Genomic DNA, 22,152 nt, shown 5'->3' with positions numbered 1-22,152 from the left:
ATCTGCATGTGCAGTTTTTCACCAACAACAAGATTATTTGTTAATCCAGCCGTTCTTTATTGCTTCCGGTCCAGTTCAACAAGCCAGAGCGTACCTGTTCGCTCAACTGCGTCCAGCTGAATCGGGTTGGATTATATTCATCACCAAACAATACATATTGCATCGCAGTATTATTATCTCTTACATCAACAATAATAGTATATCTTTCCATTTTTGGGTCAATTCCAAGGTCATCCTGCAGTTTTACATAAATAGGGTCATCATCAGCATCAGCCAGAATGCGGAAGTACTTTGATGATTTAAGATCTTTCGTGTTTTTAGAAATTTTTGTGCCAGAACATGCGATAAGGCAAAAGGCAGAAATAAAAAGTGAAAAATATATTAATGTTTTCATTATGAATTTATAACAATTAAACAAATCTAAAGAGATGCCGAAACAAGTTCGGCATGACAAAAAATTACTTCAAAATTTGATTAACTACTTACCTACTCAACAACTCAACTACCTTACTCACTCAAAAGTTTCTCAATTATATCAGTAGTCTTAATTCCGTCTGCTTCGGCGTTGAAGTTAGTAATAAGCCTGTGTCTGAGTACTGGCTTTGCTACCTTTTTGACATCTTCAATTTCAGGGGAGTATCTTCCGCTGAGTATCGCATTTGTTTTTGCGCCAAGTATCAGGTACTGGGAAGCTCTAGGTCCTGCACCCCATTCAAGCCAGTCCTTAATGTATTTCTGTGCATTTGCTCCTGCAGGTCTGGTTCTGTTTACCAGGTTAACTGTGTATTCTATTACATTATCTGAAACAGGAACACGTTTTACAAGCTCCTGCAGCATGGTAATTTCATCTTTTTTTAATACTATATTCAGCTTTGGTGAATACATGCTGGTCGTATATTTGATAATATCCATTTCTTCCGATATACTTGGATAGTCAAGCCAGATATTGAACATAAACCTGTCAAGCTGCGCTTCCGGCAGGGGATAGGTTCCTTCATGTTCGATTGGATTCTGCGTTGCAAGTACAAAGAACGGTTCATCAAGAGTATAGGTTGTTCCTGCAGCTGTTACCTTATGCTCCTGCATGGCTTCAAGTAATGCAGATTGTGTTTTAGGCGGTGTACGGTTGATCTCATCCGCAAGAACCATATTCGCAAAAACGGGTCCGTGAATGAATTTGAAGTTCTTGGAGCCGGTTGTTCGGTTATCTTCAAGGATTTCGGTGCCTATAATATCACTTGGCATAAGGTCAGGTGTGAACTGAATTCTTGAAAATTTAAGCTCTAAAACATCTGCCAGCGTTTTAACAAGCAGTGTTTTTGCTAGTCCGGGTACACCCACCAATAAACAATGTCCACGGGCAAGAATTGCTATAATTATCTGGTCAACAATAGCATCCTGACCAACAATAACTTTTGCCACTTCACTTTTCAGCTCCGTAAATTTGCTGTTCAGGTATTTAACCATCTCAACATCATTCATTGCGGAATTACCATTAGTGCTTACAGAAGGCTTTTTTGCAGCAGTTTTATTTTCTTCCATTAAATGTTATTTATGTATAAAGTCCATTTACTTGTTGCTTATACTAATTATTCATTACTCACTGCTAATTGCTAATTGATCTTGTTCCCGTCAGCATCAAATACCTGTACCTCGCCGAATTTTGAAAGCTTATCTTTTACGGCACCTGCATCACCTGAAACTACAATTGTGATGTTTTCAGGTTTGATGTAATTTTTAGCTGCATTCAGTATATCCTGTTTTGTCAGTGCGTTTATAGCGCTTATGTATTTACTGTAATAATCTTTCGGCAGATTATATAGTTTCAGGTTAATTACTCTTGATGCTACAGCATTGGCTGTTTCAAGCTGCAGCGGAAATACACCTGTCATATAGTTCTTTACAGTTGTCAGCTCTTCATCTGTTATTTCTTCAGTTGTAATCCGTTTAAGCTCTTCTATGATCAATGTAACAGATGTATCGGTTACTTCATTCCTGACATCAGTATCCACTGAAAAATCACCTGAATACAGGTGCGGATTAAAATAGCTCCTTGCGCCGTAGGTGAAACCGTGTTTTTCGCGCAGATTGTAGTTTATCCTTGAGCCAAAATATCCGCCAAGTATGGTATTCATTATTGTTACTGCGATAAAGTCAGGATTGTTCCTTGGAATTCCAATATGCCCGACTCTCAGGTTTGACTGCACAGCGCCCGGTTTGTTGATTATATATACTTTTTTTGCCGAGCTGTTCTCATCAAATTTATAAGAATTTACCCTGTTTATTCCTTCTCTAGGCAGCTTGTTGAATTTCTCTTCAGTTATTTTCAGGGCTTCTTCTTTTGTAATATCGCCTACAAATGCAATTATAAGGTTACCTGAATAATAATTCATTTTATAAAATTCCTGCAGGTCAGCTTTTGTGATCTTTTTCACAGTTTCTTCTGTGCCTTCAGCTGGATTTGAATACGGCAGAGTTCCGTAAACCACTTTATTAAACCTTTTATCGCTTAAATGACCTGCATCATCCTTACCCTGTAATATTGAAGATAATCTCTGCTCTTTTACACGTGAAAGCTCTTCATCTTCAAAAACCGGGTTCTGGGCAACATCAGCAAGAATTTCAATTCCTGTATTCAGATGTTTCCTGAGTACAGATAACGAAATGTAGCTTCCGTCCCAGTCACTGCCGGCATTTATACTGCCACCTACAAAATCAATTTCTTCAGCTATTTGTGTTGCTGTTCGGTTGGATGTACCTTTGGTCAGCATTTCAGCTGTTAGTGAGGCCAAACCGTATTTATCGCCGTCATAAAATGAGCCGGCATCTTTAAATACCATTCTGACCGATACTGCAGGTATCTTGTTATTTTCAATTACAAGTATATTTATTCCATTTGGTAATGTTGTATCAAAATATTCCGGAAACTGTACATCTTTGGGCGGACCCGGTTTCGGGGGTTTTGTCCTGTCCAATACATCATCCTGGGCTGTAATATTATTGCTCATATATATTATTAATAATAAAAAAAATATGATTTTAAGTTTAAACATCAACGTATTTAATTTTTTGAAAATTTATTCTTTTCTTCCTTCGGAAGATATTCAAGTATAACCCTGCCGCTGCCTGATAGATATTTTTTTGCGGCATTTTGAATATCATCAAGGGTTACAGACATATATCTGCTTAAGTTTGAGTTTATCATTCCCGGTGTATTGTAAAAGGTTTTGAAGTGTGAAAGCATATCAGCTTTTGAAAGATTTGTCTGAAGCCTGTAAATATTCCGGGTTTCAATCCTGTTTTTTATCTTGGTAAGCTCACGTTCTGTGATCTTTCCTTCAACAGCGTCATTAAATATCCTGTCTATTTCATTCTGCACTTCATCTATTCTAACACCAGGCAGCAGAATTGCATAATAATGCAGCAGACCTGTTAGCTCTCTGCCTTCAACCCAGCATCCAATATCAGATACCATCTGTTTTTTATATACCAGCTCATTATAAAGCCTTGAGCTTTCACCCGTCGAAAGTATATCTGTTAATATATCAAAAACAAAGAACTCATCAGAATTTTCTTCAGGTATTTTATAAGCACCAAAAAGTCCGGGAAGCTGAACATCGTCATAAATAACTTTTCGGATTTCCTTAGCAATTGGTTTATCTGTGAAACTTACTCTTTTTTTCAGTTCATCCTGATCATATTTACCGGAGGATACGGGTCCAAAATATTTTTCAGTCAGCCTTAAAGCTTCCTCCGGTTCGAAATCACCGGCTAAAGTCAATACAGCATTATTGGGAACATAATATTTCTCGTAAAATTCTTTTACATCAGCTAAAGCAGCTTTCTTGATATCATTTACATTCCCGATAGTATCCCAGCTGTAACCGTTGTTATCAAAAAGCAGGGGTGCGAATTTTAGGCTGACTGAGCCGTACGGCCTGTTATCAAAAACCTGTTTTTTCTCTTCAATTACAACGCCTTTTTGTACCCTAAGGCTTTCTTCGGTAACTGAAAACTCAAGCATCCGGTCAGATTCCAGCCATAAACCAAATTCCAGCTGGTGAGAAGGGGTTAACAGGTAATAATTGGTCTTATCTTCTGTGGTGTATGCATTATTTTCGCATCCTGCCTGAAGTGAAAGCCTGTCATAGTCACCGGGCGGTATGTTCTTTGAGCCTTCGAACATTAAATGCTCAAAAAGATGAGCATAGCCGCGTTTATCTTTATCTTCATTTTTAGAGCCGACATGGTAACATAAATTTACAGCTACGGCGGGAATAGAATTATCCGGGGCTAAAATAATCTTTAAACCGTTTTTTAATGTGTGTTCGCTGAATATAACCTGTTTATCTGTGATCGTTTCCTGCAAAATATTCCGCTTATTTTCTATTGAACTTATAAAGTTTTGAACCGGATATTTACTTCCGGATTAATTAATTTTTTTATCTTTGTTTGGCAGGTAAGTTAAAACAACCCTGTTGTTTGAGCTTAGATATTTTTTTGCAGCATTTAAAATATCCTCTTTGCTTACACTTAGGAATTCATCAATATGAGTATTAATAAGTGAAGTATTTTTATGAAAGGTCCAGTAGGAAGCAAGCATATCTGCTTTTCCCATTATAGTCTGCATCCTGTTTATGTGATCGTTTTCCAGGGCATTTTTTGTTTTTTCAAGCTCGGTATCATTTACATGTTCTGTAGTAATTGAATTAACTATAGAAGTAAGCCTGCTAATCAGGGAATCAGGATTTGTATCTTTAAATCCGGTGGCATAAACTATGAACATGCCACCAATTTCATTATCCCAAATGAAGGAACCTGCAGATTTAGCTGATTTGTTTTCATAAACTATATCTTTATATATCCTCGAGCTTCTTCCGTCGCCAAGTATCATTGAAAGTATTTCGAGTGCCTGAATATCCTTATCAGTAGTTCCGGGGATCTTATAACCAATATAAACCGCGGGAAGCTGCACATTATCGTAAATCACATCTTTAACTTCACCCTGGTTGAAAATAATTTTAGCGTATTTGTTCTTAATAGTATTTGCAGGTTTAATATCACCGAAATATTTTTTAACCAAAGAAGCTGTCTCATCGTAATCAATATCACCTGAAACTACAACTACTGCATTATCAGGTGAGTAGTATTTTCTGTAAAATTCCTGTGCGTAATTTAGGTCAGCGCTGTTAAGGTCTTCCATTGAGCCTATTGGAATCCATTCATACGTTTGTCCCTTAAAAAGCCTTTTCATCATTTCTCCCCATCTTGAACCATATGGAACGTTATCATATCTTTGCCGCTTTTCTTCTTTAACAACTTCACGCTGATTATCAAAGTTTTCCTGTGTAACCTGCAGGGTTGCCATACGGTCTGATTCCAGCCACAAAAGCAGTTCAAGCTGATTACTTGGTGCAGTCTCAAAATAATTTGTTCTGTCCTGGTTGGTAGTACCGTTCAATGTGCCGCCTGCATTTTGTATATAGTTGAAATGATCGGTTTTACCTACATTTTTTGACCCCTGGAACATCATATGTTCAAACAAATGCGCAAAACCTGTTCTTCCCGGGTCTTCATCTTTTGCACCAACATGATACCAGATATCAACGCTTACTATAGGGTTAGTATTATCTTTATGAAGTATAACATGTAAACCGTTATCAAGATCAAATTCCCTGAATTCAATAGCTGAAATCTGGGCAACAAGGCTTTCACTGTTAGAAATTAACATGATATATAAAATAATTGTTAAGAATTTTACCATTTTTTGAATAAATTTCGGGTATTTAAGCAAAATAACTATGTGCTTTGTAATAAAAAAGCTAAAAAAATGAATAATTTTTAAATTTTTTGTTTTGTATATTTGTAGATAAATGTATAAATATTATACAGTAATACATCCTGCTCTTTAATTTTTAACATTTATACAATGTTAAGTTAACCACAGTTAAATAACATTATTTTGCTTTATAGAATTGCATAAATTATTGTAGATTCATTCCGGCACTTATTATATATGTAATGACTGATCTAAATTAAGTTAAGGTAAATTGAACAAAGATTTTTTTTACATTTCGAACCTTATAAGTCTATCAAGATTTTTATTACTGGGTATTTGTTTGTATTTCCTGTTAAATGATGACTATCTTTTAACCTGTATTATGATATTTATAATATGGTTAAGCGATCTGCTTGACGGGTATTTTGCAAGAAGCAGGAATGAAATAAGTGAGCTTGGAAAAATTATCGATCCGCTTGCTGATAAAACAACTGTAATTGCACTTGTAATTGTTCTGTTGTTCAAAGGAATAATTCCGCTTTGGTTTGTAATAATCACTGTATTGCGTGATGCGGTTATACTGGCAGGGGGTTTATATTTAAGTTCTAAAAAGAACATAGTATTACAATCAAACTGGACAGGTAAGCTTGCTGTATTTTTTATTGGAAGTGCAATTTTTACTTCAATTTTAACAATAGGGGCCAAAAACGGTCAGTTTGGAAATTTTCTTTCCTATCATAGTGAAATTACGGAACTTTTATATACTGTTTTGCTATTTATTTCTATAGTGCTGGCTATATTGTCTTTATTATCATATTTTCAAAGATTTATCAAAAATAAATAATTTTTAACTTATTAAAATGGAGAGGGATATGGAATCAACAACAGAAAAGAAACTGCGTGTTAGGACATTAACAAAAAAAGATATTGAGATCAAGCTGGCGAAAAAGTTTGAAGGAAGGAAAATTTCTGAAAAGGCTGCAGTTGACGCTTTGTTTGACAGTATCAGAGAGCTTCTCATGACTGCAAGTCCTGACCTGAGAATTGAGATCCGTGATTTTGGTGTATTCGAAGTTAAAACAACAAAACCAAAACCTAAAGCCAGGAATCTGAAAACAGGGGAATTTGTTTTTGTACCGGCAAGAAAAAAAATGCACTTTAAACCCGGAAAATTACTTAAAGAATTCCTCAAAAAACCTTTAGACTGATCTTCTTCAGAAAATTTTTATCTGAAGCCCGGTAATTGCTGCTGAAAGAATAAAATTTTAAAATTCAAACTACAAGAGTTTTATAAAATGCTTTTGTAGTTTGAATAATTTTATTTTATATTATCAGTAAATTTTTTTAATAAATATCTGCGTTCTGTTATGGCTAAAATATTAGGAATCGATCACGGTATTGTCAGGGTTGGAATAGCTGTTTCAGATGAATCTTCTACTATAGCTTTCGGCAGGGAAGTCCTTCCCAATAATAAAGAAATTTTCAAGCGGATCCTGAAATATATTAATGAAGAAAACATTTCTCTCATTGTGATCGGCTATCCGCTTACTTTAAAAGGTGAGCGCTCTGAACAAACCAAAGAAGTCGAAAAGTTTGAAGCTGAGCTGAAAAAAGTCCTGAAGGAAACTCAGTTTTCTAATACAGGTATTATTAGGTGGGATGAAAGATTTACTTCTAAAATGGCATCTGATTCAATGCTTGAGTCCGGAATGAAAAAAAAGAAAAGGCAGCAAAAAGGAAATCTTGATATCATATCTGCATCAATAATGCTTCAAAGCTATCTTGATAGCCGTAAAAAGGAACTTATCATTAACCCTGCGCATTTCTGAACTAATTAATAAAGTTTTTTTGCAGTGAAAAATATTACAACAAATAAGCGGTTAACGCTGTATGAGCTTAATGAATTGATCGAGGCAGGTGAGAACCAATACACTGAATTCAAACGCAAGTTCACAGAGCCTGAAAAAATTGCCAAAGAAATGCTCGCATTCGCTAATACTCATGGGGGGAAAATCCTGTTCGGAATAGATGATGACAAATCTGTTGTAGGAGTTGAAAGCGAAAAAGGAGAGATTGAATACATTCATCTTGCTGCGAAATATTTTTGTGAACCGGAGATCAGTTATTCCCTGGATATCATGCATATTTACAGAAAAGATGTGATCGTTGTTAATATTCCGGAAAGCTTTCAGAAACCTCACCGGCTTATAGAGAACGGGAAATCAGATGATGATGAAACAAAGGTATATATCAGGGTAAAAGATAGATCTGTTCAGGCTTCCAAAGAAACGATCAAAGTGTTAAAAAAGCTGAGACAAGATGCTCCTCCGCAGATAATAAATCTTGGGGATAAAGAGAAAGCGCTGCTCGAATATCTGCAGAGCCATGATAGTGTTACACTTAAAGAATTCCGTGAATTCCTTAATCTTTCCAACCGCCGCGCAAGCAGGATACTTGTAAATCTTGTAAGAGCTGATATAATAAGACTGCATAACCACGAAAAAGAAGATTTTTATACTTTAAATTGAAATAAAATTATATTTTTTCCTAAAATACCCGCTAATGCGGGTTTTTTTATTTTTACTGGTATTGACACTTCCAATAAATTAATCTATATTTGTAGTACTTTAAAAGTACTATGAATTATGGATAAAAAAATTATAATTGATAAGTTTAAATCAATTGGGTTTAAAGAATTTGACGCCAAAGTATTCATTGTTCTGATGAAGGGGATTCCAATGAGCGTTCCCGAAATTGCCGATGAAGCCAAGCTGCTCAGAAATTCCATTTATGATACTTTAAAACATTTTGCTGAAAAAGGCTATTGCAATATAATAGAAACCAACACAACTCTTAAATACCAAATAATTAATCCCGAAGTGATCATAGGCAAACTTGAGAAGGATTATAATGAAAACCTGAAAAACAAGATTTCAGTACTTAAAGATACGTTTGGAGAGCTTGAATCTTTTTATAAACAGAATCCTGCGGAAAGCGATGATAAAACAGATAATGTTGAGCTAATAAGGGGCTTCAATAAGCACCGTGTATTAAAATATATGGGTCTGATAAAAAGTGCTAAAAAAGAAATTCTCTCTATGAACAGGCTAAAAGGTATTGTAACAGATGATATCAATGATTTCAGTTTGAATTTTATTAAAGGGGGCGGATCGATCAGGTCACTTTATAAAATAAGCCTGGATTTTCGTGTTAAAAAGGGTGATAAAACCGTAAACGCTTCAAATGATGACCTTCTTAACATTTGCCGTGTATTCGAAAGTTATGGCGAGCAGGTAAAGCTGACATCAATAGAGATTCCCAATATGGTAATTATTGACAGGGAAAAAGTATTTGTAAATTTAGCCGGAGACCCTGGTTCACAAAAAAACAAACAAACTGACCTGGTAATAAATGACAGGCAATATGCGGAAAATATGTACGACCTGTTTGAAAATTACTGGGAAAGATCAGCAGCACCGTCAGAGTTTCAGGAAATAATAATAAGTATTAATAAACCTTCAGGAAAAATTTAATATGATAAAGACCATATTAGCAGCATTATTTATAACGGTTTCATCCGCATTCGGTCAATGGGTAGAAATGCCTTCACCAACAAGCGCTGATCTTAAGCGGATACATTTCGTTAATTCCCAAACCGGTTATATGATAAACCAATTCTGGATGTTGAGTGCTATAATATATAAAACAACAAATTCAGGGTTGACATGGGATTCAACTTCCATTCCTGATCCTGCAAATGACATATTCTTCATAAATGAAAATACCGGCTGGTTAGCCGGAGGTTCTGCAACTGTTATCGCGCCGGCAAATGTTTGGAAAACCACTAATGGAGGGGCGTTATGGTTTTCAGCGGAATTGATCGATTCAATAAACTGCAATTCAGTTTATTTTGCAGATGCCTTAACAGGGTTTGTTACTGCTAACGGTAATAATGGTATTCCGCATATTTTCAAAAGTACTGATGGCGGAATTCAATGGAATGAAATAACAGGCGTATTGGATGAAAGCAACTTTATACATTCAGTTTTTTTTGTTAACCCAAACACAGGCTGGTTTACAGCCAAAGAAGGCACCGGCAACGATAACAGGAACGTAATTTTCAGAACCACCAATAGCGGTACCAACTGGGTGAAATCCAATTTTCCGGGATTCTTCGGCGGCCACGTCGCAAACTTACATAACATACAGTTTCTGAATCCCAATACAGGCTACGTTGGCGGGTATGTGAATGTTTGGTACAAAGGCGGTGTGCCTTTCCCGAAATTTTTCAGCACAACAAATGGCGGAATGAACTGGATAGATTTAGAAATACCTGAGATTCCACCGTACATGCACTATCTATTATGCATGCATTTTATAAATATTGATACAGGATGGATTGCGGGAAACAGAGGGAATATATTAAGGACAACCAATCGTGGTTTGAACTGGGAATTGCAGCATACCGGATTGCCAACAAATGTTACCCTTTACGATTTGAATTACAGTGAAGGAAATTTATGGGCTGCGGGAAGATATGGTACTTTGCTTAAAACAACAAATGGCGGTGTATCCACTAATGTAACAATAACCGGTACAGTGAAATACAGCGATAACGGCATGCCTGTAACAGGCGGTTATGTAAAGGCTATAAAACATTCTGAACTCGGCGGAGAAGTAATAGTAATTGATTCCGTAGGGATACAGCCAAACGGAACTTACACTTTACCGAATATTCCTCCAGATACAATAGACCTTATGGCATTTGATGACGATGAGATATCGTACAGCGTTTCATTTGTTCCAACTTATTATCCTTCAACAATATTCTGGGAAGATGCACAGCAAATTTATACTGATTCCAATCTTACCGGAATCGATATAGGTGTATTCAGGGTAACCAATGACCAGCAAACAAATATAAGTGTTTTAGGGGGTGTTTATTTTAATGGAGATAATTCTGTTTTGACAGGGATCGATAATGCATTTTTATATGCCCGGTTCGGGAATATTTACCGTTCTTTTGGTATCACAGGTAACAGCGGTACTTATGAGATCAAAATGATGCCGCCCGGCCAGTATGAAATAGTCTGCAGCAGAATGGGTTATGAATCAAAATCCAGGTTTGTAACAATTGAAAGCAATAATCTTACAGATATTAATTTTTATTACGGAGACCTGACGCCTGTCAGCGGAGATCCTGAATTACCAAAAGAATTCTCACTTTCTCAGAATTACCCGAATCCATTCAATCCTAAAACTGTTATACAGTTTTCATTGCCCTACCGTACAATGGCAGAGCTGGTAATTTACGATATGATGGGCAGAGAGGTTTCAAAGGCTGTAAATAAAGAGCTTACTGCCGGGAAATATGAAATTGAATTTGACGCTGCAAATCTAAGCAGCGGTTTGTATTTCTACAGGCTTAAAGCCGGGGAATTTACTGAAACGAAAAAAATGGTGATCTTGAAGTAGGGAACCAATTAATAGGAATTTTGCTTTTTATTTATGTAATCTATTAGCTATATTTGAACTGTAGGGGTGCTTTTCAATAGGAAGGCTGAGATCAAACCCTTGTCATGCAAAGCATGACTGAAACCTGATCCGGGTAATGCCGGCGTAGGAAAACAGAATAAAACCGTTTATCCTGTATCTATTTTCCTGCACCGGAAAACAGAAGTAAGGTAAACGGTTTTTTATTTACGGAAATATGTTATAAAAAGAAATTGAAAATTAAAATATATAACCTCGAGCGGTTATTAACGGAGTAAATATGCAAGAATCAAACTCAAACGGTAACGGGATTCATACCAACGGGAACGGGGCTAATGTAAATGGCAATGGTTCTAACATGAATGGTAACGGCAAAGAAAAGCTATCACATGATTATGTTATGCCTAACAGTAAAAAAGTATATGTTAAAGGCAAATTGTTTAAAGACGTGAACGTTCCGTTCAGGGAAATTTCCACATCGCCAACCAGGCTGCATGATGGAACGCTTGAAGATAACGGCTCAATTAAAGTATATGATACAAGCGGCAAATGGGGAGAAGAAGGCGCAAAAAATGATCCAACCAAAGGTTTGCCCGCAATAAGGCTAAAATGGATTAAAGACAGAAATGACGTTGAAGAATACGAGGGCAGGAATATTACTCCTATTGATAACGGTTATTCAACAGAAGAAGAGATGAAAAATGCCGGCAGCAGCAAAAACGGTAAGCTTGAATTTTATCCGGGGCTCCGCAGAAAACCGCTGAAGGCTAAAAACGGTGCAGCGGTTACGCAAATGTATTATGCCAAAAAAGGTATCATTACTCCTGAAATGGAATATATTGCGATTCGCGAAAACCTGGGCAGAGAGGCGGCAATGGATTATGCATTGTACGATGACTTAAAACGCAATGAGCTTAACTGGCAGCATAAAGGTGAATCATTCGGCGCGAAGCTGCCTGATTATATTACACCGGAATTTGTCCGCGATGAAGTCGCAAGAGGAAGAGCAATCATTCCCGCAAACATTAATCACCCTGAAAGCGAACCGATGATTATCGGGCGGAATTTTTTGGTTAAGATCAACGCGAATATCGGTAACTCCGCAATATCATCATCTATTGACGAAGAAGTTGAAAAGCTTCGCTGGTCTATAAAGTGGGGAACTGATACTGTGATGGATCTTTCAACCGGTAAAAACATCCATGAAACAAGGGAATGGATAATACGTAATTCACCCGTGCCGATAGGCACTGTACCAATTTACCAGGCACTTGAAAAAGTGAATGGCAAAGCTGAAGAGTTGACATGGGAAATTTACCGTGATACATTAATTGAACAGGCTGAGCAGGGAGTGGATTATTTCACTATTCACGCCGGAGTACTTCTGCGTTACATTCCGTGGACAGCGAACCGTTCATGCGGTATTGTATCACGCGGCGGCAGTATTATGGCAAAATGGTGCCTTGCTCATCATAAGGAAAGTTTTCTCTATACAAATTTCCGCGAAATTTGTGAAATTATGCGCGCCTATGATGTTTCATTTTCACTCGGTGACGGGTTAAGACCAGGCGCAATTGCTGACGCTAATGATAAAGCGCAGTTTGCTGAGCTTGAAACACTTGGTGAGCTTACTCATATTGCATGGGAAAATGACTGCCAGGTTATGATAGAAGGTCCGGGTCACGTGCCAATGCATCTCATCAAGGAAAATATGGATAAACAGCTTGAAGTGTGCAAAGAGGCTCCGTTCTATACGCTCGGACCCCTGACAACTGATATTGCTCCGGGTTACGATCACATCACAAGCGCAATAGGCGCTGCTATGATTGGCTGGTACGGAACAGCGATGTTATGTTATGTAACTCCTAAAGAACATTTAGGCCTGCCGAATAAAAAGGATGTTAAAGACGGCGTTATAACTTATAAGCTGGCTGCTCACGCTGCTGATCTTGCAAAGGGTCACCCGGGTGCACAGGTAAGGGATAACATGCTTTCCAAGGCAAGGTTTGAGTTCCGCTGGGAAGACCAGTTTAATCTCTCGCTTGATCCTGAAACAGCGCGTGAATTCCACGATGAAACACTTCCCGCCGAAGGCGCGAAACTTGCGCATTTTTGCAGCATGTGCGGGCCGCATTTTTGCTCAATGAAGATCACAGAAGATGTAAGGAAATATGCTAAAGAACTTGGCGTAAAAGAAGAAGATGCACTCGCAAAAGGAATGGAAGAAAAGAGCAAAGAGTTTGTTGATTCCGGCGCTGAAGTTTATGTGAAATAATTTTATTTTCCCCGCGTAGGCGGGGAACTCAAAGTTTATTTATTCGTTTATCTGAAAATTATTGAGAATTCTTGAAAACAATTTTTAAGTACATAAATTTTTACTTCTTTGCAGTTATAATTTATTCCAATTGCACAGTACTTATTTCACAGGAATTGCCCAAAGGTGCAATACAGGTTATTCCTGAAAGCATTGTATGGGTTAACGCTCCGCCATCGCTTCCTGCGGGCGCAATGATAAGTGTGCTCGAAGGCAATCCGCAGCAGGAGGGAATTTTTACAATGCGTGTAAAATTCCCGCCCTTTTATAAACTGCCGGCGCATACGCATCCAAAAGATGAAAGGGTAACAGTTTTGGAAGGCGCAGTTTATATTGGCTTCGGGAATTCAATTGATACATCAAATGCCCGGAAGTTTACAATTGGTTCATATTATTTAAACCCTGTTAACGAAGCGCATTATGTTTTTACTGGTGAAGAAGGTGTAACATTCCAGGTAACTGGTATGGGTCCATGGGGACTTGAATATACTGAAGTAAAAAGTAAATAACTTTTTGAATATAATGAGTAACACAATTATCATTGGCGGCGGTATAATCGGCCTATCTCTAGGATGGCAGCTCGCCAAAAAGGGAATTAACGTAGAAATACTTGAGCGCCATATAGCCGGAAGAAGCGCCAGCTGGGCTGCTGCAGGTATGCTTGCTCCGCAGGCAGAAATGGGTTTTGAAGATATAGAACTGTTTTATCTTTGCCGTAAAAGCCTGGATATGTACCCCCGTTTTGTTGAAGAATTATATGCCGATAGCGGTATTAAAGTTGAGCTTGAAAAAACAGGATGCATTCTTCCCGGATTTGACAGGGATGATGCTGAAAGGCTTCGCAGGCTGTATGACTTCCGCGAAAAGATAGGTATGCCGGTACTCTGGCTAACAGGCAGCGAAGCCAGAGAAATTGAGCCATTCCTCTCACCGCGCTGTACCGGCGCTATATGGATTGAAGATGACGCTCAAATAAATAACCGGTTATTGCTTGATGCTCTTAAGACCGCGTTCCAAAAATGCGGCGGCAAATTATATGAAGAGCATAATGTAGAAAATATTAATATCACAAACGGCAAAATTGAAGGAGTCAGTGTTCACGGCAAGGACCTGAAGTTTGAAAATATAATTGTTGCAGGCGGTGCTTGGTCAAAACAGATCCCGGGATTACCGGAAAATCTGCAGCCGCCTGTTAGGCCTGTTAAAGGGCAGATCATAAATTTGAGATTGAACGATTCATGCCGTGTAACAAAAGTTGTCAGAGCTCCTGATGTATACCTGCTGCCTAAAAGTGACGGGCGGCTTATTCTGGGCGCCAGTGTTGAAGAGCAGGGATATGATACCGATCCGACTGCAGGAGAAATTTTCCGGCTGCTTGAAAGAGGCTGGGAAGCAGTGCCTTCAATTTATGACCTTTCAATTGAATCAATAGATGTTGGGTTAAGACCCGGCAGCCGTGACCATATGCCGATTATAGGCGATTCAGAAATAGAAGGCTTGTATTTTGCCACAGGTCATTACCGCAACGGAATATTATTAACACCAGTGACAGCTTTTGAACTAAGTGATTGGATAGCTTCCGGCAAAAAAAGCGAAGCATTGAGTGGTTTCGGGATTGAAAGATTTTACAAAGAAACTGTATAAGAAAAATGAATATTAAGATAAATGGCGAAGTTCTGGAACTTGAGGGAAAAATGAATTTAAGTGATTTTGTTGCTTTGAGGTTAAACGGAAAAGAGCCACGCGGAATAGCCGTAGCTGTAAATGATATGATCATTCCAAAGAGTAAATGGAATGAAACTATGCTGAATGAAAATGATAGTATTGAGATAGTACATGCTGTACAGGGCGGGTAGTTTTGTCACCCTGAACTTGTTTCAGGGTCTGCTTCAGTAATAACATTTTAAGATGCTGAAAACGATTTAGCATGACAATATAAAAATTATGAGTAACCTAACAATAGCGGGAAAAGAGTTTAAATCACGATTAATAGTGGGTACTTCACGTTACCCTGATCCGCATACAATGCTTCAGTCACTCGAAGCAAGCGGAACGGATTTTATTACAGTTTCAATACGCAGGCTTAATTTAAAAAGCGCTGACGGACAGGAAAGCATCATGAATATGATTGACAGAAACAAATACTGGATACTGCCAAATACTGCCGGCTGTTTTACAGCTAAGGAAGCTGTGCTCACAGCGCAGCTTGCGCGCGAAGCGCTGGAAACTAACTGGGTTAAGCTTGAAGTAATTGGTGATGATGAAACATTATTCCCTGATGTTACAGAGCTGTTGAAAGCTGCAGAGCAGCTTCTTGCGGATGATTTTATTGTGCTGCCATACTGCAACGATGACCCGATAACTTGCCGCAAGCTGGCAGATATGGGATGCGCGGCTGTAATGCCCCTTGGCGCTCCTATTGGCAGCGGAATGGGCATACGCAATCCGTATAATATTCAAATTATCCGTGATCTGATTGATATACCTGTCATTGTGGATGCCGGTGTGGGTACAGCAAGCGATGCTGCGCTTGCTATGGAGCTTGGTGTAGACGGAATCCTTATGAATACAGCAATTGCCGGGGCTGAACACCCGGTTAAAATGGCACAAGCTATGAAACTCGCAATCGAAGCCGGCAGGCTCGCATTTGAGGCAGGCAGAATTCCGAAAAGACTTTACGCAAAAGCGTCAAGCCCGCTGGAAGGGTTAATTAATTCCTGATAAATAAATCACCTGAGAAATAAATTCAGCTTAAAATGAAAAAACTAACGTTTGTCATATTCTTTTTAATTTTTTCAGCTGCAGTTTCGTATTCACAGACATTTGACGGAGATTATATGCTTGGTGATTTCAAAGTAACAATTTCCCATGATGAACAATTTTATTACGTTACTTACAGTACAGATAATGTTAAACGGATTCTTCAATACGAAGAAAATACCCCGGCCAACGAGCAAATATGGCTTGAATGGGTTAATGCTAAACAAACAGGTACATATGTTATAAAGCAGGATTATTCCTCAGGAATATATACAGATTACAGAACACAGCAGGAATCATACTTTAAGAAAATCTACTAATAAAAATCAAAACATCTTCCATTCCCAAAAATAAACTGCCGTTCAGGCTTCTTGCAATTACTCCCGGAGAGGTTTCCGGCAAAACATTGCACAGGAAAATTATTTCGCTTTCTAAGTGCGGCATTAAAGCTGTGCAGCTTCGCCAAAAACATTCCACAACCGGCGAGGTCCTTGAGCTGGCAAAAAAACTAATGCGGAACGTGGATGGGAAAGTTACTAAAATAATTATTAATGATAGATTTGATATAGCATTGCTTGCAGGTCTCGGCGGCGTTCACGCAGTAACTAACGGCATCCCTGCCGGATATATCAAAAAATTCTGCAAAAGTATGATATCAGGAAAAAGTGTGCATTCCCTTGCAGAAGCTTTGCAGGCAGAAAAAGATGGATTTGATTACGTACTGTTCGGCCCGGTTTACAGGACTCCCTCAAAAGTAAAATTCGGTAAGCCGCAGGGTTTGGAAAAGTTAAGGATTGTGTGCAGTAAAGTTTCAATCCCTGTTATTGCTGTAGGTGGAATAAATCCCATTCGGGCTGAAAAATGCCTTAAAGCCGGAGCGTATGGTGTTGCTGCAATAAGCGATCTTTTTTATTCGCAAAATATTAAAGGAAATATATCGCATTACAAAAAAGTATTAGGAGAGTTGTAAAATGAAAAAGATCGGCAGATTATGCCTGATAACTGATACAGTGATTCAGAATAAATATTCACATATTCAGATTGCAAAAATGGCAATTAAAGGCGGGGCGGATATAATTCAGCTTCGCGATAAATCACTGCCAACAGGTGAGCTGATAAATATTGCAAAAAAAATATTGAAGCTTTGCAGGGAACATAAAGTTCTGTTTATAGTTAATGACAGAACAGATATAGCAATGGCTTCAGATGCTGACGGTGTTCATTTAGGCAAGGAAGATATCCCGGTAAAAGATGCCCGAAAGCTTCTGGGCAGCAGAAAAATAATAGGAGGTACAGCGCATTCAATAAAGGAAGCACTATTACGTCAAAAAGAAGGAGCAGATTATATAGGCTTTGGTCATATATATCCCACTAAAACCAAATATAAACCTGAAAAAGCCAAAGGTGTAAAATTGCTTACTGAAGTAGTGAAAAAAATAAAGATACCGGTGATAGCCATCGGGGGAATTTCACCCGCTAATATTGAGGATGTATTAACTTCAAATGTTCATGGAATTGCAGTTATCGGTTCTGTGCTTAATTCAAAAGACCCTGTAAAAGTATTAAGGGAATTAAAAAAGAAATTAATTTAGTAAAATTATGGCAATCAGCAAAGCAAAAAAATGTGTATTAACAATTGCAGGTTCAGATTCCGGAGCCGGAGCAGGTATTCAGTCAGATATCAAAACCTTTAAAAACCATGGTGTATACGGCCTTTCTGTAGTTACAGCCGTTACAGCGCAAAATACAAAGGGAGTGCAGTCATCTGTTTCAGTAACAAAAAAACAGATAAACGCGCAAATGAAAAGTGTGTTCGATGATTTTGATATCAAAACAGCTAAGACAGGAATGTTAGCCGGTGCAGGTGCTATAGAAGTAATTGCCGGATACTTTAAACGTAAAAAAAACATAAAGCTTATTGTTGATCCTGTGATCTATTCAAAAAACTCGTTCGTTATGCTGAATAAGCAGGGAATTACGGCGCTGAAAAAGCTATTGCTTAAACAAACATACCTGCTTACTCCGAATATCCCGGAAGCTGAGATATTAACGGGATTGAAAATAGAATCTCTTGATGACCTTGAAACTGCCGCTTTGATGCTTTTTGAGCTTGGAGCGAAAAATGTACTTGTTAAAGGAGGTCATTTAAAACATTCAATAGGTTTACCGCTTGGAACAGATGTCCTGTTTGACGGCAAAAAATTTTATCTTTTTAACACTAATTATGTTTCAACCGGCAATACTCACGGGATCGGCTGCACTTTATCTGCGGCAATAACGTCAAATCTAGCTTTAGGATTCAGTTTAATTGAATCAATTGATAAAGCCAAAGGCTATGTAGTCAGATCATTAAAAAGAACTCAAAAGATAGGAAAAGGGTTTAATCCGGTAGAACAATAGTTTTTAAATTTTACAAAATTATGTTAAAGAATATAGATCTGAATAAAATTCTTAAAGAAGTTAAGTTTAACACCTCCCGCAGCGGCGGAAAAGGCGGACAGAATGTTAACAAAGTTGAAACCAAGGTAGAGCTCGTTTTCAATATTCCCGGCTCACTTGTTATTGATGATGAAATAAAAGAAACCCTGCAGAAAAAGCTCTATAATAAGCTTGATTCAGATCACAGCTTAAGGATAACATCACAAACCGAGCGAACCCAGCTTGGCAACAGGAAAAAAGCCATTGAAAAGTTCATCAAGCTTATAAATGCTGCATTGATAAAAGAAAAGATCCGCATTAAAACCGTTAAAAGCTACTCATCCAAACAACAGGTGCTGGAAGAAAAACGCAAACACAGCAAAAAGAAAGAGAACAGAAGAAAAAAAGACTTTGATGATGAATAACATATAACGAATTTCGTCAGTATTAACATTTAAACAGATATATTTTTACTCGAATTTTTTCATTAATTTAGCTATAATTCATCATCAAAGTTCCGGCTAAATATATGAAAACATTTATCAGATTCTTTATTTTGGTTTTTATAGCAGCTTTTTCTAATCCTTTCATTTCATATTCCAAAGATCATTTTGTCTATTACCAGGGCAGCAAATATTTTATGACTGAAAATAACGGTTACATTGCCGTCAAGTTCAGTGATAATACTCCACTGAGTGAAATGAATAAAGTAATCGGCACAATTTCACCGCTTATAGAAAGCCGGAATGATTTCAATGCTTCTTCCGTAGGTAGAAACAGGTATTCAGTTTCTGTTGTGAAGCTTAAAGCCGGGGTATCTGAAAATTCGTATGCGGTTCAGAATATTGCGGAATCTATGCGGAGTTTCGGTAGTGTGAACTATACAGGTATGTGCTACAGGTATAACGATAAGGTCCTGCATTTCTCACTTGGCGAAGTGATAGTTAAATTCAAAAATAACGTTTCAAGCTTTGATATCAGTAATCTCAACAGGTTGTTTAAAGCCACTATTATTGAAAAGATCAACGGGTTTGAAAATACTTACCTTGTATCAATAAATGAAAACAATAGTGATGATGTATTTGAGCTTTCAAATAAATATGCTTTAACGCAGTTCGTTGAATTTGCTCACCCTAATTTTTTAAGAAGTGAAATGCTGCTTGAAGCAGGAAATGAAAATAAAGGTCACAAGGATCACAAAAGTCATTCTTCAAATCAGAATTCACGATTAACACCAAATGATACATTGGTCCCGCGGATGTGGAACCTGAACAATACCGGTACTAATATTCCATTTGGTGTAGTTGGAACCCCCGGGTGCGATATGAATATGTTCAATGCCTGGGATATTACTACAGGTAATCCAAATGTAATGATAGCCATTGTTGATACAGGTATTGATACAAATCATACAGACCTGAGGCCGAATTTATGCGATCGAAATTTATGGTATGATGCATATGATAATGATCAGAAGCCATATGATGAATATTACCACGGTACCGGCGTAAGCGGTATACCAAGCGCAGCAGGCAATAATATTGCCGGTAATGCAGGTATCGCATTTTCAAGCCAGGTTATGCCGGTTAGAGTATTTGGACCAGCTCCAGCCGGATTTACAACTGATCTGATTCTTGCCAAAGGATTGAATTGGTCATGGCAGCACGGAGCATGCGTTATTAACTGCAGCTGGGGAGGCGGAATCCCGGGCTCATTAATTACCTTTGCAATACAGAATGCCGTAAATTACGGCAGGAACGGAAAAGGGGCAGTTGTTTTTGGAGGTGCAGGTAATGCCGATACTAATGTTGTAATATATCCTGCTTCAATGGATGAGGTGATAGGTGTAGGCGGATTGAGTCCGTGTTATGAGCGCAAAAGCAGAACAAGCTGCGATAATATCGGTGGCTTTCAGGATTGGGGCGCATGTTACGGTGAAGGAATGGAACTTGTAGCTCCTTGCACATTTATTGGTACAACAGAGCTTGGCGGCGGTTGGTGTGTTTGCGGAAACGGAACATCTGATTCATCACCAATGGCAGCAGGCGTTGCAGCTTTGATGATAAGTAAAAATATTAATATTTCGGGTGATTCAGTTAAGCTAATAATGGAAAAATATGCAAGGAAGGTCGGTAATTACAGCTACAATGTTCCAAAGGAAAACGGAATGTGGAATGAAGAAATGGGTTATGGAATGATCGATGCTAAAATTTGTCTGGATATGACACCTGCGGGTCCGACTCAAATTTATGACCAGGTTCCGCCAATACTTACAATTTATCCTCCGGAAAGTAATGTATATACAACGCCAATTTCCGTTGAAGCAGTCATCACTGATAATGTGGGCTTAAATACTTCTTCATACGGACCGAGATTGTATTACAAGACTCTCCAGTCAAGTCAGATTCAGGTTATACCGGGATATAATGTATCAGGTAGCAGATATCGTTTTACATTCCCGGTGATTCCGTACAGTGAAGGATTATTCTATTACATCGCAGCTCAGGATGTAGTTCCTGTTCCGAATTATATTACTTACCCATTGGGTGGTTCTGGTGTAAATCCACCCGGAAATATTGCTCCGCAAAAGTTCATGTTTGTAAGGAATACCAATAAGTTTGATTCTTCTTTTGCAAGCAGTGATGTACCTATCAGAATTACTGCTGATAGGGAAACATCATTCGTTTCTATATTAAATAACCCAGTAAATAAAACCATACTTGATGTTAATGTACTGTTGAATGTGCAGCATACATTTGACGCTGATCTTTCTTTCAGCTTAATTTCTCCATCAGGCACTGAGATTATTCTTGCAGGCGGCGTTGGAGTTGACGGAAATGATTTTACCGATACATATTTTGATGATGAAGCGCCTGTTGCAATTGATAGCTCCGCGGCTGCGCCGCCCTTTACAGGGGTATTCAGACCTATTGATAAATTGTGGCTTTTTGATGGCGAAAATTCCCTCGGTCAGTGGAAGCTGCGTGTAACCGATAATGGTTTTCAGGATGGTGGTTTTTTGCTAGGCTGGAGCGTTATTTTTAAATATTCCACCGAAGGAAATAATGTTAATTTACCGGGTAATTTCAGCCTGGTAAAAAATTATCCAAATCCATTTAATCCCAAAACACGAATAATTTTCAACGTACCAAGAACTGCGAATATAAAGATCACCATTTATGATGCTGCAGGCAGGGAAGTAAAAACAATAATGAACGAACAGCGCACAGCTGCTCTGGAAGATTTTGTAGATTTTGATGCTTCGAATTTTGCCAGTGGTGTGTATTTCTATTCAATGCAGGCAGATGGAGAATTTATCGAAAGCAAAAAAATGGTTTTTGTAAAATAATTCCTGAAACCACCTGAGAATTACAATTATTTTTAAAAT

22 protein-coding genes and 1 riboswitch are annotated in these 22,152 nt (G+C 38.0%); of the genes, 17 read left to right on the top strand and 5 right to left on the bottom strand.

Annotated features, from left to right (window positions below; translation table 11 throughout):
- Positions 1–40 precede the first annotated feature (40 nt).
- The 5 genes from J0M37_12985 to J0M37_12965 form a co-directional block, all read right to left on the bottom strand.
- Positions 41–394: a hypothetical protein gene (locus tag J0M37_12985; protein ID MBN8585998.1), complete on the bottom strand. Its 354-nt coding sequence runs from the start codon at positions 392–394 to the stop codon at positions 41–43.
- A 113-nt stretch (positions 395–507) separates the two neighbouring features.
- Positions 508–1,482, bottom strand: a complete 975-nt coding sequence (locus tag J0M37_12980) for an AAA family ATPase (protein MBN8585997.1) — start codon at positions 1,480–1,482, stop codon at positions 508–510.
- Positions 1,483–1,613: 131 nt separating this feature from the next.
- Positions 1,614–3,008: an insulinase family protein gene (locus tag J0M37_12975; protein MBN8585996.1), complete on the bottom strand. Its 1,395-nt coding sequence runs from the start codon at positions 3,006–3,008 to the stop codon at positions 1,614–1,616.
- A gap of 53 nt (positions 3,009–3,061) precedes the next feature.
- Positions 3,062–4,369, bottom strand: coding sequence for an insulinase family protein (locus J0M37_12970; protein MBN8585995.1), 1,308 nt, complete (start codon positions 4,367–4,369; stop codon positions 3,062–3,064).
- A 60-nt stretch (positions 4,370–4,429) separates the two neighbouring features.
- Positions 4,430–5,731 carry an insulinase family protein gene (locus J0M37_12965; protein ID MBN8585994.1) on the bottom strand — a complete coding sequence of 434 codons (1,302 nt, stop codon included), beginning with the start codon at positions 5,729–5,731 and terminating at the stop codon, positions 4,430–4,432.
- Between the two features lie 319 nt (positions 5,732–6,050).
- On the opposite strand from J0M37_12965, the gene J0M37_12960 reads away from it, so the two are divergent.
- From J0M37_12960 to J0M37_12880, 17 genes are all read left to right on the top strand, one after another.
- Complete coding sequence (locus J0M37_12960; GenBank protein ID MBN8585993.1) at positions 6,051–6,623, top strand: CDP-alcohol phosphatidyltransferase family protein; 573 nt, start codon at positions 6,051–6,053, stop codon at positions 6,621–6,623.
- 28 nt (positions 6,624–6,651) lie between these two features.
- On the top strand, positions 6,652–6,987 hold the full coding sequence (locus J0M37_12955; GenBank protein ID MBN8585992.1) for an integration host factor subunit beta: 336 nt from the start codon (positions 6,652–6,654) through the stop codon (positions 6,985–6,987).
- Between the two features lie 159 nt (positions 6,988–7,146).
- On the top strand, positions 7,147–7,608 hold the full coding sequence (ruvX, locus tag J0M37_12950) for a Holliday junction resolvase RuvX (GenBank protein MBN8585991.1): 462 nt from the start codon (positions 7,147–7,149) through the stop codon (positions 7,606–7,608).
- 24 nt (positions 7,609–7,632) lie between these two features.
- The gene (locus J0M37_12945; protein MBN8585990.1) at positions 7,633–8,307 is read left to right on the top strand and encodes an ATP-binding protein; all 675 of its coding nucleotides are present in this window, start codon (positions 7,633–7,635) and stop codon (positions 8,305–8,307) included.
- Positions 8,308–8,424: 117 nt separating this feature from the next.
- Positions 8,425–9,312 (top strand): hypothetical protein, encoded by an 888-nt coding sequence (locus J0M37_12940; protein MBN8585989.1) that lies wholly within the window; start codon positions 8,425–8,427, stop codon positions 9,310–9,312.
- A 1-nt stretch (position 9,313) separates the two neighbouring features.
- Positions 9,314–11,254, top strand: coding sequence for a T9SS type A sorting domain-containing protein (locus tag J0M37_12935; GenBank protein MBN8585988.1), 1,941 nt, complete (start codon positions 9,314–9,316; stop codon positions 11,252–11,254).
- 52 nt (positions 11,255–11,306) lie between these two features.
- Positions 11,307–11,423, top strand: a riboswitch (TPP riboswitch).
- Positions 11,424–11,630: 207 nt separating this feature from the next.
- Positions 11,631–13,547, top strand: a complete 1,917-nt coding sequence (thiC, locus tag J0M37_12930; GenBank protein MBN8585987.1) for a phosphomethylpyrimidine synthase ThiC — start codon at positions 11,631–11,633, stop codon at positions 13,545–13,547.
- Positions 13,548–13,618: 71 nt separating this feature from the next.
- Positions 13,619–14,095, top strand: a complete 477-nt coding sequence (locus J0M37_12925; GenBank protein ID MBN8585986.1) for a cupin domain-containing protein — start codon at positions 13,619–13,621, stop codon at positions 14,093–14,095.
- 13 nt (positions 14,096–14,108) lie between these two features.
- A complete protein-coding gene (thiO, locus tag J0M37_12920; GenBank protein MBN8585985.1) occupies positions 14,109–15,230 on the top strand; it encodes a glycine oxidase ThiO in 1,122 nt (373 codons plus the stop codon).
- Between the two features lie 5 nt (positions 15,231–15,235).
- Positions 15,236–15,442 carry a sulfur carrier protein ThiS gene (gene thiS / locus J0M37_12915; protein ID MBN8585984.1) on the top strand — a complete coding sequence of 69 codons (207 nt, stop codon included), beginning with the start codon at positions 15,236–15,238 and terminating at the stop codon, positions 15,440–15,442.
- A gap of 88 nt (positions 15,443–15,530) precedes the next feature.
- On the top strand, positions 15,531–16,307 hold the full coding sequence (locus J0M37_12910) for a thiazole synthase (protein ID MBN8585983.1): 777 nt from the start codon (positions 15,531–15,533) through the stop codon (positions 16,305–16,307).
- Between the two features lie 35 nt (positions 16,308–16,342).
- The gene (locus J0M37_12905; GenBank protein MBN8585982.1) at positions 16,343–16,666 is read left to right on the top strand and encodes a hypothetical protein; all 324 of its coding nucleotides are present in this window, start codon (positions 16,343–16,345) and stop codon (positions 16,664–16,666) included.
- An 86-nt stretch (positions 16,667–16,752) separates the two neighbouring features.
- Complete coding sequence (locus J0M37_12900; GenBank protein ID MBN8585981.1) at positions 16,753–17,316, top strand: thiamine phosphate synthase; 564 nt, start codon at positions 16,753–16,755, stop codon at positions 17,314–17,316.
- 1 nt (position 17,317) lies between these two features.
- Positions 17,318–17,938, top strand: coding sequence for a thiamine phosphate synthase (thiE, locus tag J0M37_12895; GenBank protein ID MBN8585980.1), 621 nt, complete (start codon positions 17,318–17,320; stop codon positions 17,936–17,938).
- A 7-nt stretch (positions 17,939–17,945) separates the two neighbouring features.
- Entirely contained in the window at positions 17,946–18,746 is an 801-nt protein-coding gene (gene thiD / locus J0M37_12890; GenBank protein MBN8585979.1) for a bifunctional hydroxymethylpyrimidine kinase/phosphomethylpyrimidine kinase, read from the top strand.
- A gap of 20 nt (positions 18,747–18,766) precedes the next feature.
- Positions 18,767–19,189 (top strand): aminoacyl-tRNA hydrolase, encoded by a 423-nt coding sequence (gene arfB, locus J0M37_12885; protein ID MBN8585978.1) that lies wholly within the window; start codon positions 18,767–18,769, stop codon positions 19,187–19,189.
- Between the two features lie 104 nt (positions 19,190–19,293).
- A complete protein-coding gene (locus J0M37_12880) occupies positions 19,294–22,113 on the top strand; it encodes a S8 family serine peptidase (protein ID MBN8585977.1) in 2,820 nt (939 codons plus the stop codon).
- Positions 22,114–22,152 lie beyond the last annotated feature (39 nt).

This window comes from Ignavibacteria bacterium, assembly GCA_017303675.1.
Lineage (GTDB): Bacteria > Bacteroidota > Ignavibacteria > Tepidaquicellales > OLB5 > OLB5.
Note: the sequence above shows the minus strand (reverse complement) of the source record. Positions and strands in the feature narration are given on the sequence as shown.